Below are 14910 nucleotides of genomic sequence, written 5' to 3' on the forward strand. Positions count from 1 at the left end.
CCTTCCGTCACAAGCGGGCGGCGCCTGACGGCGGCCGATCGCGCTTCGCGGGTTTTCCTGAAGTTGCGCGGTGTTACACGATCAGAGGGGGCATTGCCACCCCCGATCGGGACCGGATCAGCCGCTTTGAGGTTAGCTAGGGGCAGCCCTTGGCGATCGCAAGGAAATCGGCCGCCTTCAGGCTGGCGCCGCCGACCAGGGCGCCGTTGACGTTCTTGACCGCCATCAGCTCGGCCGCATTCGAGGGCTTGACCGAGCCGCCGTAGAGGATGCGCATCTTCCCCCCGTCGGTCTTGAACCTGGAGGTCAGGACCTCCCGGATAAACCCATGAATCTGCTCGACATCCTTGGCCGTGGGGGTGAGCCCGGTGCCGATCGCCCAGACCGGCTCATAGGCCACGATGAGATTCGCGGCCGTCGAGCCATCAGGCAGGGAGCCGGCGAGCTGCCCGCGCAGGATGTCCAGGGTCTGGCCGGCGTCGCGCTGGCCTTGCGTCTCGCCGATGCAGACGATCGCCGTCGCACCGGCGCGCCAGACGGCCTCGGCCTTCTGCCGGATCAGGGCGTCGCCCTCGCCGTGGTCGGCGCGGCGCTCGGAATGGCCAACGATGACGGCGGTCGCCCCGGCATCAGCCAGCATTTCGGCGGCGATATCGCCGGTATGGGCACCGGAGGCCTTGGGGTGGCAATCCTGGGCGCCTACCGCGACTTTCTTGCCGCGCGCCTTGTCGGCGAAGGCCGCAATCAGGGTCGCAGGCGGGCAGACCAGCAGATCGGCCTTGCCGGTCACCTCGGCCGCACCATTGAGCATGGCGTCGAACTCGGCAGCCTGGGCTTTCAGGCCGTTCATTTTCCAATTGCCGGCGATCAGGGGGCGGATGGCGTCGGTCATGTCAATTTCCAGCAAAATGAGGTTTGTGCATGCGCTAGCAGAGGACCTGCTGCAGTTCCAGAGACCAGAGGCTTTTAACCGCAGCCGCAAACGGTCGCCGGACCCGAGGTTGCGGGGGGAAAGCCACCACTTTATGATGATTGATCAATTTGGTGACGCGCTTTTGCTGAATCTGCATTAAGACGCGCTCCCGTTCCCCTCCTGCTCAAACAAGTTGGACCAAATGCTTCGAGGAATGCGCAAGGCCTCATCAAACTGGCTCGGCAAGACGATTATGGCCGTGGTGATGGGCGTGTTGATCGTCAGTTTCGGCATTTGGGGAATCGCCGACATCTTCAAGGGCTTCGGGCAGTCCACGGTGGCCAAGGTCGGCAGCACCGAGATTTCGCTGAACGAGTTCCGCCAGATCTACACGGACCGCCTGCAACAGATCAGCCGCCAGTTCGGCCGTCCGCTGACGCCCGACCAGGCGCGTGCCTTCGGCCTCGACCGCCAGGTGCTGCAGCAGACGATCGCGGAAGCCGCCCTCGACGAAGAGGCGCGCCGGCTCGGGCTCGGCCAGTCCGACGACCAGATCCGCCAGGTCATCATGAACGACCCCAACTTCAAGGGCGTCGGCGGCAGCTTCGATGCGAACCGGTTCCAGGCCGTGATCCGCAATTTCGGCTATACCGAGCAGCGCTACGTCGCCGAGCAGCGCAAGGTGTCGCTGCGCCGGCAGATCACCGGCACGATCGGCGCCGGCCTCGAGCCGCCGAAAGCCATGATCGACGTGCTGACGCGCTTCCAGAACGAGCAGCGCGCCATCGAGTTCGTCAGGCTCGACGCCGCCCAGGCCGGCCAGATCGACGCGCCCTCGCCCGAGGCGCTCGCCGCCTATTTCGAGGATCACAAGGTTCAGTTCCGCGCGCCCGAATACCGCAAGATCTCCTTCGTCGTGGTCTCGCCGGAAGAAATCGGCAAGTGGAGCGAGGTCTCCGACGAGGACGCCAAGAAGATGTTCGAGCAGCGCAAGGACCGGCTCGGCACGCCGGAGAAGCGCCAGATCCAGCAGATCGTGTTTCCCAACGTGACCGACGCGCAGGCCGCACGCGAGCGCCTCGTCGGCGGAATGTCGTTCGAGGATCTCGGCAAGGAGCGCGGGCTGAGCGCCTCCGATGTCGACCTCGGCCTCGTGACCAAGTCTTCGCTCGCTGCCGCCGTCGGCGATGCCGCCTTCGCGCTTCCCGCCGGCGAGATCAGCCAGCCGATCCAGGGCGGGCTTGGCGTCGCGATCGTCAGGGTCGACAAGATCGAGCCGGGCAAGGAGGCGGACTACGCCAGCCTGGCCGGCGACATCAAGCGCGAGATCGCCACCGAACGCGCGCGCGTCAAGGTCGCAGATCTCCGCGACAAGATGGAAGACGAGCGCGGCGGCGGCGCCAGCGTGATCGACGCTGCGCAGAAGCTCGGCCTCACCGCCGTGACCATCGACGCGGTCGATCGCTCCGGCCGCGCCCCGAACGGCCAGCCGGTCGCCAACATTCCGCAGGGCCTCGACGTGGTGTCGCAGGCCTTCAACACCGATGTCGGCGTCGACAACGACTCGATCTCGTTCAAGGGCGGCTATGTCTGGTACGACGTGCTCGCCATCACGCCTTCGCGCGACCGCAATCTCGACGAGGTCCGCGACCAGGTCGAGGCGCGCTGGCGCCAGGACCAGATCGCCACCAAGCTCAAGGCCAAGGCGACCGAGATGGTGCAGAAGCTCGAAGCAGGCGGCAAGCTTGCCGATGAAGCCGCAGCGATCGGCGCCAAGGTCGAGACCGCAACCGGCTTCAAGCGCGACGATACGCCCGCCGGCGTGCCCGCAGCCGTCGTATCGGCCGCCTTCCGCACCGCCAAGGACGACGTCGGACAGACGCCGGTGACCGGCGGCACCGAGGTGATCGTGTTCCGCGTCACCGACATCGTCGAACCCGCGGTCGACGCCGCCTCCGACGCGATCAAGAAGCTGAAGGAAAGCCTCGACCGTGCCCAGACCGAGGAGCAGGTCGCCTCTTACGTCAACAAGCTTGAAACCGACATCGGGACCACCATTAATCAGGCCGCCTTCGCGCAGGTGACCGGCGCGAACCAGTGAGTTGAAAGCACGCGATGGACGACCTGAAATCGATCATTGGAAAAGTGGCGACCGGCGCCAGCCTGTCGCGTGAGGAAGCGGCTTCCGCCTTCGACGCCATGATGTCGGGCGAAGCCACGCCCTCGCAGATGGGCGGCCTGTTGATGGCACTGCGGGTGCGCGGCGAAACGGTGGACGAGATCACCGGCGCCGTTACGGCGATGCGCTCCAAGATGCTGAGCGTGACGGCACCGCCGGAAGCCGTCGACATCGTCGGCACCGGCGGCGACGGCTCCGGCTCGGTCAACGTCTCGACCTGCGCCTCCTTCATCGTCTCCGGCGCCGGCGTGCCGGTGGCCAAGCACGGCAACCGCGCGCTGTCGTCGCGCTCGGGCGCCGCCGACGTGCTGGCCTCGCTCGGGGTGAAGATCGACCTCAGGCCCGAGCAGGTCGGCCACTGCGTGCGCGAATGCGGCATCGGCTTCATGTTCGCGCCCGCTCATCACCCGGCCATGAAGAATGTCGGCCCGACGCGGGTCGAGCTCTCGACACGCACGATCTTCAATCTGCTCGGCCCCCTGTCCAACCCGGCGGGCGTGAAGCGGCAGATGGTCGGCGTGTTCTCGCGGCAATGGGTGCAGCCGCTGGCGCAGGTGCTGAAGAACCTCGGCTCTGAATCCGCCTGGGTGGTGCACGGCTCCGACGGCCTCGACGAGATCACCCTCACCGGCCCGACCTTCGTCTCCGCGCTCCACAACGGCGAGATCCGCAATTTCGAGGTGACGCCGGAGGACGCCGGCCTGCCGCGATGCGAGGCCGGCGCGCTGAAAGGCGGTGACGCCGACGCCAATGCAATCGCCCTGCAGAGCGTGCTCGACGGCAAGCCGAGCGCCTACCGCGACGTCGCGCTGATGAACGCCGCCGCCGCGCTGGTGGTGGCCGGACGCGCCAAGGACCTCAAGGAGGGCGTCGCGATCGGCATCAAGTCGATCGACAGCGGCGCGGCCAAGGCGAAGCTGAAGCACCTGATTGCGATCTCGAACGGCCAAGCCTGACATGTCGGACATCCTGACCAAGATCGAAGCCTATAAGCGCGAAGAGATCGCAGCCGCCAAGCGCGCCGAGCCACTCTCGGCGGTCGAGGCGAAGGCCAAGGCGCAAGCCGCACCGCGCGGCTTCGTGCGCGCGATCAAGGCCAAGCACGCCAATGGCGACTACGCGCTGATCGCGGAGGTGAAGAAGGCCTCGCCGTCGAAGGGGCTGATCCGCGCCGATTTCGATCCGCCCCAGCTCGCCAAGGCCTATGAGGCCGGCGGCGCGGCCTGCCTGTCCGTACTGACCGACACGCCCTCGTTCCAGGGCCATCTCGACTTCATGGTGGCGGCGCGTGCAGCGACGGCACTGCCGGTGCTGCGCAAGGATTTCATGTTCGACACCTACCAGGTGGCGGAAGCGCGCGCGCACGGCGCCGACTGCATCCTGATCATCATGGCCGCGCTCGATGATACCACCGCCAAAGACCTCGAAGACGCCGCGCTCGCCTACGGCATGGACGTGCTGATAGAGATCCACGACCGCGCCGAGCTCGACCGCGCGCTCAGGCTCCGCTCGCCGATGATCGGGGTCAACAACCGCAATCTTCGCACGTTCGAGACCACGCTCGCGACCAGCGAAACGCTGGCGCCGCTGATCCCCGGGGATCGACTGATGGTCGGCGAGAGCGGCATCTTCACGCCCGCCGATCTTGCCCGGCTCGAGCGCGTCGGCATGTCGACCTTCCTGGTCGGCGAGAGCCTGATGCGGCAGGCCGACGTCACCGCCGCGACGCGCACGCTGCTCGCGCGCCAGAGTGCGGCGCGCGCGACGGGCACGCGCTGACATGGCGCGCAAGCCGGCGAAAAAAGCCGTCCCGGCCCTCACCCATATCGGCGCCTCCGGCGAGGCGCGGATGGTCGACGTCTCGGACAAGCCCGCGACCGAGCGGCTTGCGGTCGCGGAGGGCCGCGTCGTCATGACCAAGGCGACGCTCGATCTGATCGTATCCGGCAATGCCAAGAAGGGCGACGTGCTCGGCACCGCCCGCATCGCCGGCATCATGGCCGCCAAGCGCACCTCGGAGTTGATCCCGCTCTGCCATCCGCTGGCGCTGTCGAAGGTGACGCTCGACATCGAGCCCGACGCAAAACTGCCGGGTTGCCTCGTCCGCGCCAGCGTCAAGGTGACGGGTCCGACCGGCGTCGAGATGGAGGCCCTCACGGCCGTCTCGGTCGCCTGCCTCACCATCTACGACATGATCAAGGCGGTCGAGCGCGGCGTGCGCATCGAGGGCATCCATCTGGTCGAAAAGCTCGGCGGCAAGTCCGGCCATTACCGCGCCTGACTGCGCAATCCGCTCTATTTCGCCTCGCGCTGCCGCTCGCGATAAGCGCGCGTCTTGATCCGGTTGCCGCATAGCGTCGACATGCACCACCGCCGCGTCGATGGTTTCGACCGGTCGAAGAACACCCGGCGGCATTCCTCCGACGCGCACATCTTCAGCCGGTCCAGCGTTCCCACGAGGGTTGCGTCATGAAGCTCGATCGCGATGGCCGACAGGCCGGCGAGCGCATCCTCGCGCGCCGCTGACAGCGTTGCGCCACGGCCTGCGAGCGCCTCGACCCGCAACGGGAACGGCGCCAGCGCGTCATTGAGCGCGCCAAGAACGCTCTTGTTCCGGAGCCGCTCGCTCGGCTCACACTGCAGATAGGCACGCAACGCCCCGCGCAGCCTCAGCGCAGTCTCGAACATTGCCGGCGTGACATGGCCGCCCTTGGCGCCAAGGCCGCGTTCCCGCATCCAGTCCGCCAGGTCCTTCGGGCCACTGAGCTCATCGCTCTCCGGGTGCTCCACGCCGAAATGCGTGAAGTGGCGAACATCGAGCGTGTTGGCGAAATCGTAGAGGTTCGCCAACGCGTCGGGAACCTGGAATTTGCGCGACTCTTTCGACATCGGAACACCAAAGATTTGAACACCAGTAAAACAGATTTACTGGTTGACAGCAAGCGACACCTGTATCTTACTCATACTGGTGTCGAACGATCCCTCGGGGTCGAACGCCTCTGCTATCACCGGAATGGAGAACCGAGCCGTGGCCGACGCCCTGCACTATCTCGAACTCACCGCGCTCGCGGCACACCTCAAGGCGCGCGAAATCTCGGCGCTGGAGGTGACGCGCGCGCAACTCGACCGGATCGACTCCATCGACCGCGATCTCGGCAGCTACGTTCACGTGATGGCGGAAACGGCCATGGCCGAGGCGGAAGCCGCGGACGCCGACATCGCGCAGGGCCGGTATCGGGGGCCCCTGCATGGCGTGCCGATTGCGCTCAAGGACCTGTTCTGGACCGAGGGCATTCCGACGGCGGCAGGCACCACGCTTCATCGCGACTTTCGTCCCAGTGCAGATGCAACCGTCGTGCGCCGGCTCAAGAACGCGGGCGCCGTCATCCTCGGCAAGGTGCAACTCACCGAGGGCGCCTATGCCGATCACCATCCGCTGGTGAAACCGCCGAAGAATCCGTGGAATGCGAGCTACTGGCCGGGTATCTCGTCCAGCGGCTCGGCGGTCGCGACGGCTGCCGGACTTTGCTTCGGCTCGCTCGGCTCCGACACCGGCGGTTCGATCCGCTGGCCCTGCGCCGCCAACGGCCTGACCGGATTGAAGCCGAGCTGGGGCCGCGTCAGCCGCCACGGCACGTTCGAGCTTGCCGCGACGCTCGACCATGTCGGACCGATCGGCCGCAGCGCGGCCGACGTCGGTGCGCTGCTCGGCGTCATCGCCGGACACGATCCGAACGACCCGACGTCGCTGGTCGATCCGGTGCCCGACTATCTGGCCGCCGCCGCACAGGACGTGCGGGGCTGCGGATCGGCGTCGATTCCGCCTGGAACAGCGACGACGTGGACGTTGCGACCCAGCGCGTGCTGGCGGACGCCATCGATGCCTTCCGCGCGCTTGGCGCCGACACCGTTAATGTCCGATTTCCCGACGTCACGCAGGCGATCGCCGACTGGACGCCGAACTGTGCGGTGGAAGCTGCGGTCGCTCATGAGGCGACCTATCCCGCTCGCAAGGATGAGTATGGTCCGATCCTCGCCTCCGTGCTCGAGACCGGCCGCGCTCTATCTGCTCTCGACTATCAGAAGATCCTGCTGCGGCGGCTGGCGCTACGCGGCCGGGTGACTGCGCTGTTCGAGACCATCGACCTGCTGCTGATCCCGGTGCACCCGTTCCCGCCAGTGACGCTTGCCATGATCCAGACGCTCGGCGAACAGCCGGATCTGATCGCGAAGCTGCAGCGCTACACCTGCCCGTTCGACATGACCGGTCATCCCACCATCACGCTGCCAGGCGGTGCGTCGACGGACGGGCTGCCGATCGCGTTCCAACTCGTCGCCGCCCATCTGGACGAGGCCACGCTCGTGCGCGCCGGCGCGGCCTTCCAGCGGGCCACGTCCTGGCACCGTCGCCATCCTTCCCTCACCTCGCGGAGGCAGCATTGACCATTCAATCCACGCTCGCTCAGCGAGGTATTTTCCATGGCTGGTTCGTCGTCGCGGCGGCGTTTGCCGTCATGTTCGTCGGCTTCGGCTCCGCCTACACGTTCAGCGCATTCCTCGAGCCGCTCCAGCGCGATTTCGGCGCCTCGCGCGGTTCGATCTCGCTGGTGTTCTCGATCGCGGGCTTTCTGTACTTCGCGCTCGGCCTCGTCAGCGGTCCCCTCGCCGACCGGTTTGGCTCGCGTCCGTTGGCCGTCGCCGGCATGATCCTGGTCGCGGTCGGGCTCGCGGCCGCTAGCGCTGCCCGGTCCGTCGTCGAGGTCTATCTCGCCTACGGGCTCGGCGTCGGCCTCGGCGTCGGATGCGCCTATGTTCCGGCCATCGGCGCCGTGCAACGCTGGTTCGTCAGGCGCCGCGGCTTTGCCTCCGGGCTCGCGGTGAGCGGCATCGGGCTCGGTACGCTGGCGATGCCGCCGCTCGCCTCATTGCTGATCGCCTCGGTGGGCTGGCGCGGAGCCTATCTGGTGCTGGGCGCGATTGCGCTGGTGCTGGGCGGCGGGATGTCGCTGCTCATCGAGAACGATCCGAAGCACCGCGGCCTCGGACCCGACGGCGATCCGCCTCGCGATGCCGCGGGCGCCAGCAACGCCGGCGGCGCATCCGTGCGCGAGGCGGTCCGGTCGACGCGATTTGTCGCCCTCTATTTATCGTGTCTGGTCTGCTCGTTCGGAGCCTTCGTCCCGTTCGTCCATCTCGTGCCCTACGCGCGCGATCACGGGGTCGCGGCGTCCTCTGCAGTGCTGCTGCTCGGCGTGATCGGGGCCGGCAGCACCGCAGGCCGCTTCTTTCTCGGCGCACTCGCCGACCGGATGGGCCGCGACCGCTCGCTGATCATGGTCCTGACCGGAATGGCGCTCGCGATGGCGATCTGGGCCATTGCCGCTGAGGTCTGGACCCTCGCCGCTTTTGCCCTCATCTACGGCGTGTTCTACGGCGGCTGGGTCGCGGTGCTGCCCTCTGTGGTCATGGACTATTTTGGCGGACGCAATGTCAGCGGAATCATCGGCATCCTCTACACCAGCGTGGCGTTCGGCACGCTGATTGGCCCGAGTGCGGCCGGCTTCGCCTACGACGTCAACCACAGCTACACGATGCCGATTCTGACCAGTGCCGCCGCGAACATCCTCGCGGCGCTGATCATGGTGGCGATACTGGCGCGCAGCGGAACCCGCGCGATCAGCGCAGCGACGCGCTGATCGCGGTGAATTTGCTGTTGAGCTTGGAGCCCATGCCGTTCACGACGGTGATGATGGCCAGCGCGATTCCGGCCGCGATCAGGCCGTACTCGATCGCGGTTGCCCCACGCTCGTCGGCGAGGAAGTTCTTCAGGGTGTTTTTCATCGTTGCGTCCTCTCTGTGTCGTCAGCAGGCATGTCGTCGTCAGCAGGCATGTCGCAAATCACGTGCCAACGCCGATTTGAGGCTCCCCAACACGTTAGATGGTTAGGGCTTGGTTGATTGTGGCGTGGCCGGCAGGAATTGACCGGCGCCCTCCAATGCCTTCGGCAATTCCTGCCCGCTGTAATCGCGGACCTCGGTTGCATTTGCGCGGCCGTTCACACAGCGTTAACCGCGCTTCCTAACTTCGCCTCCACACCGTTCCCGTAAACCAACGGATGTTTTTGGGGCCAAGAATTGATCCTGACGTGTGCACGGCAACGATCCAGCATGATGACGAGATTCGGCAGCCGCCTCTTTGACCAGGCCTTCGTGCGCAGCGGACCGATCCGCTGGCTGGTCGTGGGCGGCACGCTGCTGATCGCGGCCATCGCCGTCGGCTCTGTCCTGATGGCGCAGAATTTCCGCGAGCGGGCGCTACGCAACTCCAGCCGCGAGCTGGAAAACACCGTGCTGCTGCTCACCCATCATTTCGATCAGCAATTGCAGGACTTCGCGGTCATCCAGAAGGATTTCGTCGACCACGTCCGCACGACCGGAATCACGACCGTCGAGGACTATCGCAAGCGCCTTTCGGGCCAGGACATCCACCGGATGCTGCGCTCGAAGATCGAGGCGCTGCCCTACATCGGGGGCGTCAACATCATCGATGCCGAAGGCAATCTGATCAATTCGTCGTCGGCATGGCCGGCTCCGAAGGTGAGCGTTGCCGATCGCGCCTATTTTCGCACCTTCAAGGATGATCCCAATTCGCCGGATGTCCTGATCGAGCCGCTGCACAGTCGCATCTCCGGCGCCTGGACCGTCCTGATCGTGCGCAAGATCGTCGGGCCGAACGGCGAGTTCCTTGGCACCGTTGGACGCGGCATCGAGCCCGCCAATTTCGAGAAATTCTTCGCATCCGTCGCGCTCGGCGAAGGTGCGACGATCTCGATGCTGCATCGCGACGGGACGCTGCTCGCCCGCTATCCCCACTCCAGCGACTTGATGGGGCGGAATTTCAAGACTGGTCCGGTGCAGCATCAGAGGGTTTTCGACCTCGATCACTTCGCCGGCCGTTTCACGAGCCCGGTGGACGGAGAAGACCGGCTGATCTCCTCGCGCGCGCTGCCCCATTTCCCGATCCTGATGATGGCCACCACGACGCGCGCCTCCGCCCTGACGGACTGGCGCGAGCAGATCGGCATGCTGATCTCGATCGCCGCCTCTTCCGCACTCGCCATCGCAGGCTTGCTGATCGCGATCGTGCGCAAGCTTCTGGAGCAGCACCGCCTCTCGCGGGAACGGCTGACGCTGGAAAAGCAGCGGCTCGACCGCGCCGTCAACAACATGACGCAGGGACTCTTGTTGTTCGACGCCGAGCAGCGGCTGGTGGTCTGCAACCAGCGCTATCTCGAAATGTACGGATTGTCGGCCGAGATCGTGAAGCCCGGCTCGAGCTTCCACGACATCATCGCCCATCGCAAGGCGACCGGCTCGTTCACGGGCGACGTCGACGACTATGTCGTGCGCGTGCTGAAGGGCGTCCATACGCGCAATTCCATGGTGGTCGACACCTCCGACGGCCGCTCGATCCACATCCTCAACGAGCCGCTCACGGACGGCGGCTGGGTCGCAACCCATGAGGACGTCACCGAGCGCCGCCGGATCGAGGAGCGCATCACCCACCTCGCCCATTACGACGCGCTGACCGACCTGCCGAACCGCACCATGTTCCACGAGCATCTGCGCGAAGAGCTGGCCGCAGTCGGCAACGACGAACAGATCGCGGTGCATTACATCGACATCGACGAGTTCAAGGGCGTCAACGACGCGCTCGGCCATCTCGTCGGCGACGAGCTGCTGAAATCGATTGCCGCAAGCCTCCGCCGCTGTGCCGGCCCGGCGGATTTCGTGGCGCGGCTCGGCGGCGACGAGTTCGCCATCGTCCAGAGCGCGGTGGCATCGCTCGACCAGGTCAACGAGCTCGTCGCACGGGTCTTCGCCGCCATCCGCGCGCCGTTCGACTGCATGGGCCACCATCTCACCACCGACGCCAGCATTGGCATTGCGCTCGCGCCGGAACACGGCACGGCGCTCGACCAGGTCCTCAAGAACGCGGACATGGCGATGTACGCCGCCAAGTCCGCCGGACGCCGCACCTATCGCTTCTTCGAGCCGGAGATGGATGCCAAGGTCCGCGAGCGCCGGCAGCTCGAGAGCGACCTGCGCCACGCCATCGCCCAAGGGGGGCGCGACGGCGGCCTCGAGGTCTATTACCAGCCCTGCCTCAGCCTGAAGGACGATCGCATCACCGGCTGCGAGGCGTTGGTGCGCTGGCGCCATCCCGCGCGCGGCATGGTCTCGCCGGCAGAGTTCATCCCGATCGCCGAAGATACCGGCCTGATCAACGAGATCGGCGAATGGGTGCTGGCGACCGCCTGCCGGGACGCTGCGAACTGGCCCGACGATATCCGCCTCGCCGTCAACGTCTCGCCGGTGCAGTTCAAGAGCGGCACGTTGGCACTGAAGATCATGGCGGCGCTCGCTGCTTCCAACCTGCCGGCGAGCCGGCTCGAGCTCGAGATCACCGAGGCGGTGCTGATCCGCGACGACGACACGGCGCTGGCGATCCTGCATCAGCTGCGCGCCATCGGCGTGCGCATCGCGCTCGACGATTTCGGCACCGGCTACTCGTCGCTGAGCTATTTGCACCGTTTCCCGTTCGACAAGATCAAGATCGACCGCTGCTTCGTCGACGACATCGCCGGCCCCGACGGCTCGGCCAGCATCGTCCAGGCCGTCGTCAATCTGGCGGCCGCGCGCCGCATGACCACCACGGCCGAGGGCGTCGAGACCGAGGAGCAGCAGCGTCTGCTCCGCGCGCTCGGCTGTTCCGAGATGCAGGGCTATCTGTTCAGCGCCGCGAAGCCCGCCGACAAGGTGCTGGAGCTGTTTGCGCTGCATCGCAGCCGGCTCGCCCAGCGCGGCGGCGCGAAAGCCCGCCGCCGCGAGGCGAGTTAGGCCCGCTGCGGACACCGCTAAGGTCCCAAACGAAATCGCCCGGGAGCGGACATCCACTCCCGGGCGATCGATGTCTGGAGGCCGCCAGACCTAGTTCGGCACTGCAGCCTTCGACGCGGGCTTTGCGGCCACTGCATTCGCGCTCACGCCGTGCAGGAAGTCGTACGCGGCATGCAGGGCCTTGTCGTCCTCCTCCTTCGGCGGAACGTAGGACTGCGATCCGGTCTGCTCGCCACCCTCGCCGGCTGAGAGATGCCCGCGCATCTGGGACTCCGCCATGGTGTCCATGCGGCCCTTCAGCTCCGGCGGCACATCCTGCAAAATCTCGATGTCGGGGGCGATGCCCTGGGCCTGGATCGAGCGGCCCGACGGGGTGTAGTAGCGCGCCGTGGTCAGCGCCAGCGCGCCATTGCCGGCACCGAGCGGAATGACCGTCTGCACCGACCCCTTGCCGAACGAGCGCGTGCCGATGATGGTCGCGCGCTTGTGGTCATGCAGCGCGCCGGCCACGATCTCGGAAGCCGAGGCCGAGCCGCCATTGACCAGGACCACCAGCGGCTTGCCCTTGGTGAGGTCGCCGCCATGCGCAGTGAAGCGCTGGGTCTCTTCCGGACTGCGGCCGCGGGTCGAGACGACCTCGCCGCGCTGGAGGAAGGCGCTCGACACGGACACAGCCTGGTCGAGCAGTCCACCCGGATTGTTGCGCAGGTCCATCACGTAGCCGGTGAGCTTCTCCTGCGGCACCTGCTTGGAGATCGCGGCGATCGCCTTCTTCAGGCCGTCGGTGGTCTGCTCGTTGAACGAGGTGACGCGGATATAACCGATGTCGCCGTTCTCGACGTGGAAGCGCACCGGGCGCACATGGATGATCTCGCGCGTGATCGCGACGTCGAGCGGCGCGTCAGCGCCCTTGCGCACGATGGTGAGCTTGGTCTTGGTATCGACCGGGCCCTTCATCTTGTTGACGGCCTGCTCGAGCGTCATGCCCTGCACGGCCTCGCCGTCGATCTTGCTGATGAGGTCGCCGGACATCAGGCCTGCCTTCGAGGCGGGCGTATCGTCGATCGGCGAAACGACCTTGACGAGGCCGTCTTCCATCGTGACCTCGATGCCGAGGCCGCCGAACTCGCCGGAGGTGGTCTCCTGCATCTCGGTCCAGGCCTTCGCATTCATGTAGCGCGAATGCGGGTCGAGCGAGGTCACCATGCCCGTGATCGCGCCTTCGATCATCTTGGCGTTGTCGGGCTTCTCGACATAGCTCGCCTTGACGCGCTCGAACACCGTGCCGAACAGGTTGAGCTGGGAATAGGCATTGTCCGCGCTCGCTGCCGCCCGTGCCGCCCATACACCACCGTGCGGGCTGGCGACCAGAAGGGTGAGACACGCTCCGGTGAGCGCGCCCAGAGGGAACAGCAGGGTTTTCCGCATGAATGGGCTTGCCTTTTTGCTTGGCGGTTCGCTTGAGCTTGCTTGGGCTCGTCTCTCGAGACTTGGGAAGCAGACTTGGGAAGCGCCATGCAATTGGCGATCCAATCCACTTCTCACAATACCATTCTGGTTTCTTCAAGGCCGGGATGCACCGCCGACCGGTACACCGCAAAAATCGCTTCGTTCGGGCCTAAACTTTTGGCAACGTTGCAGGACTGGCCCGCCCCCAAAGGTACCTAAAGGGGCAATCGGTGCGCCCGTCCACGCCGCGCAGCCATGCCATTTTAGGATGGTTTTGGAACGCTGGACGGGTTAGGCGATGACACAAGGCTTCAAATTCTCGGGAGGATAACAATGAACGAAGCACCCCGGATCCGGCCGGAACGGAACGTCGAGCTCGGCGCCAGCAACGAGCCGTTCCAAAACCTGCACGAATTCATTCGGAAAGCGCGGGCCAACCTCAACCAGAACGCCTGGGACTACATCGTGGGCGCCGCCGAGACCGAAACCACGATGCGCCGCAACCGCATGGCGCTGGACGAGATCGCCTTCCGCCCGCGCGTGCTGCGCGACGTCCGCAAGGTCGACGGCTCGGTTCAGCAGTTCGGTCGCAGGATGCGCCTGCCGGTGGTGCTCGCCCCCGTCGGCGCGCTCGAGATCTTCGATCCGGATGGCGCGGCGAGCGTCGCGCGCGCTGCCGGCACCTTCGGTGCAGCGCACATGCTGAGCTCGGTGTCCGAGCCCGGCCTGGAGCAGACCGCCGAAGCCGCACCCGATGCGCTGCGGCTCTATCAGCTCTATGTCCGCGGCGACGACGCCTTTGTCGCCGATGTCGTCAGCCGGGCCGAGAAGAGCGCCTATGCCGCCTTCTGCCTGACCGTCGATACCGCCCATTACAGCCGTCGTGAGCGTGACATCGCCAAGCGCTACGTTCGCGAAAGCCGCCTGCGTGCCACCGGCGGCGATTTCCAGAAGGGCCTGGAGTGGCGGACCGTGAAGATGATCAAGGACAAGTTCAGGATTCCGCTGATCCTGAAGGGCATCGCCACCGCCGAGGACGCCCTGATCGCGATCGATCACGGCGTCGAATGGATCTACGTCTCCAACCATGGCGGCCGCCAGCTCGACCACGGCCGCGGCGCCATGCATGTGTTGCCCGAGATCGTCGAGGCCGTGAAGGGCCGCGCCAAGATCATGGTCGACGGCGGTGTCTGTCGCGGCACTGACATCGTCAAGGCGATCGCGGCGGGCGCGGACATGGTCGGGATCGGCCGGCTGCAATGCTGGGCGCTGGCGGCGGCTGGCGAGGCCGGCGTCGCGCGGATGCTGGAGCTGCTGGAGGACGAAGTGCTGCGCTGCCTCGGCCTTTTGGGCGCCACGTCATTTGCCGAGGTCGACAAATCCTGCCTGCATCCGGCGACCGCCACCAACGCGCCGAGCGTGTTCAGCGCATTCCCGCTATTCGACCACGATCCCTATCGATACTGAG

At 66.1% G+C, this 14910-nt stretch carries 11 protein-coding genes and 1 pseudogene; 8 read left to right on the forward strand and 4 right to left on the reverse strand.

The genetic code is table 11. The features are described from left to right. Positions 1 to 136 precede the first annotated feature (136 nt). On the reverse strand, positions 137 to 892 hold the full coding sequence (gene tpiA / locus GGD65_RS03155; RefSeq protein WP_018320273.1) for a triose-phosphate isomerase: 756 nt from the start codon (positions 890 to 892) through the stop codon (positions 137 to 139). Between the two features lie 223 nt (positions 893 to 1115). Here tpiA and GGD65_RS03160 point away from each other — a divergent pair, with 223 nt between their 5' ends. The 4 genes from GGD65_RS03160 to moaC are packed head-to-tail and all read left to right on the forward strand — an operon-like array spanning position 1116 to position 5373. After that, positions 1116 to 3014, forward strand: coding sequence for a SurA N-terminal domain-containing protein (locus GGD65_RS03160; protein ID WP_183234377.1), 1899 nt, complete (start codon positions 1116 to 1118; stop codon positions 3012 to 3014). A gap of 14 nt (positions 3015 to 3028) precedes the next feature. After that, positions 3029 to 4048 carry an anthranilate phosphoribosyltransferase gene (gene trpD / locus GGD65_RS03165; protein WP_183234378.1) on the forward strand — a complete coding sequence of 340 codons (1020 nt, stop codon included), beginning with the start codon at positions 3029 to 3031 and terminating at the stop codon, positions 4046 to 4048. Between the two features lies 1 nt (position 4049). Continuing rightward, positions 4050 to 4871, forward strand: coding sequence for an indole-3-glycerol phosphate synthase TrpC (gene trpC / locus GGD65_RS03170; protein ID WP_183234379.1), 822 nt, complete (start codon positions 4050 to 4052; stop codon positions 4869 to 4871). A 1-nt stretch (position 4872) separates the two neighbouring features. Beyond that, positions 4873 to 5373, forward strand: coding sequence for a cyclic pyranopterin monophosphate synthase MoaC (moaC, locus tag GGD65_RS03175; protein WP_018320268.1), 501 nt, complete (start codon positions 4873 to 4875; stop codon positions 5371 to 5373). A 14-nt stretch (positions 5374 to 5387) separates the two neighbouring features. Here the strand turns inward: moaC and GGD65_RS03180 are convergent, their stop codons facing one another. Next, positions 5388 to 5981: a CGNR zinc finger domain-containing protein gene (locus GGD65_RS03180; protein WP_183234380.1), complete on the reverse strand. Its 594-nt coding sequence runs from the start codon at positions 5979 to 5981 to the stop codon at positions 5388 to 5390. Between the two features lie 124 nt (positions 5982 to 6105). On the opposite strand from GGD65_RS03180, the pseudogene GGD65_RS03185 reads away from it, so the two are divergent. Continuing rightward, a pseudogene (locus tag GGD65_RS03185) lies at positions 6106 to 7535 on the forward strand (amidase). Then, positions 7532 to 8788 carry an MFS transporter gene (locus GGD65_RS03190; RefSeq protein ID WP_183234381.1) on the forward strand — a complete coding sequence of 419 codons (1257 nt, stop codon included), beginning with the start codon at positions 7532 to 7534 and terminating at the stop codon, positions 8786 to 8788. The pseudogene GGD65_RS03185 and the gene GGD65_RS03190 overlap by 4 nt, the downstream one beginning before the upstream one ends. Here the strand turns inward: GGD65_RS03190 and GGD65_RS03195 are convergent. Next, positions 8769 to 8933, reverse strand: a complete 165-nt coding sequence (locus tag GGD65_RS03195) for a Flp family type IVb pilin (RefSeq protein ID WP_091965750.1) — start codon at positions 8931 to 8933, stop codon at positions 8769 to 8771. The genes GGD65_RS03190 and GGD65_RS03195 overlap by 20 nt on opposite strands. Positions 8934 to 9260: 327 nt before the next feature. On the opposite strand from GGD65_RS03195, the gene GGD65_RS03200 reads away from it, so the two are divergent. Then, entirely contained in the window at positions 9261 to 11993 is a 2733-nt protein-coding gene (locus GGD65_RS03200; protein ID WP_183234382.1) for an EAL domain-containing protein, read from the forward strand. Positions 11994 to 12083: 90 nt separating this feature from the next. Here the strand turns inward: GGD65_RS03200 and GGD65_RS03205 are convergent, their stop codons facing one another. Then, positions 12084 to 13421 (reverse strand): S41 family peptidase, encoded by a 1338-nt coding sequence (locus tag GGD65_RS03205; RefSeq protein ID WP_018320263.1) that lies wholly within the window; start codon positions 13419 to 13421, stop codon positions 12084 to 12086. Positions 13422 to 13775: 354 nt separating this feature from the next. Between GGD65_RS03205 and GGD65_RS03210 the strand changes: the two genes are divergently transcribed. Beyond that, the gene (locus GGD65_RS03210; RefSeq protein ID WP_018320262.1) at positions 13776 to 14909 is read left to right on the forward strand and encodes an alpha-hydroxy acid oxidase; all 1134 of its coding nucleotides are present in this window, start codon (positions 13776 to 13778) and stop codon (positions 14907 to 14909) included. The last annotated feature ends 1 nt before the right edge of the window (position 14910 follow it).

It is taken from the genome of Bradyrhizobium sp. CIR18 (assembly GCF_014198295.1).
In the GTDB taxonomy this organism is placed as follows: domain Bacteria; phylum Pseudomonadota; class Alphaproteobacteria; order Rhizobiales; family Xanthobacteraceae; genus Bradyrhizobium.

Bases quoted from the DNA above. Each gene is read 5' to 3' on its own strand.
- GGD65_RS03195 (WP_091965750.1), bottom strand. From the start codon at position 8,933: ATGAAAAACACCCTGAAGAACTTCCTCGCCGACGAGCGTGGGGCAACC.
- GGD65_RS03180 (WP_183234380.1), bottom strand. From the start codon at position 5,981: ATGTCGAAAGAGTCGCGCAAATTCCAGGTTCCCGACGCGTTGGCGAAC.
- moaC (WP_018320268.1), top strand. From the start codon at position 4,873: ATGGCGCGCAAGCCGGCGAAAAAAGCCGTCCCGGCCCTCACCCATATC.
- trpD (WP_183234378.1), top strand. From the start codon at position 3,029: ATGGACGACCTGAAATCGATCATTGGAAAAGTGGCGACCGGCGCCAGC.
- GGD65_RS03210 (WP_018320262.1), top strand. From the start codon at position 13,776: ATGAACGAAGCACCCCGGATCCGGCCGGAACGGAACGTCGAGCTCGGC.
- GGD65_RS03205 (WP_018320263.1), bottom strand. From the start codon at position 13,421: ATGCGGAAAACCCTGCTGTTCCCTCTGGGCGCGCTCACCGGAGCGTGT.
- GGD65_RS03160 (WP_183234377.1), top strand. From the start codon at position 1,116: ATGCTTCGAGGAATGCGCAAGGCCTCATCAAACTGGCTCGGCAAGACG.
- trpC (WP_183234379.1), top strand. From the start codon at position 4,050: ATGTCGGACATCCTGACCAAGATCGAAGCCTATAAGCGCGAAGAGATC.
- GGD65_RS03200 (WP_183234382.1), top strand. From the start codon at position 9,261: ATGATGACGAGATTCGGCAGCCGCCTCTTTGACCAGGCCTTCGTGCGC.
- tpiA (WP_018320273.1), bottom strand. From the start codon at position 892: ATGACCGACGCCATCCGCCCCCTGATCGCCGGCAATTGGAAAATGAAC.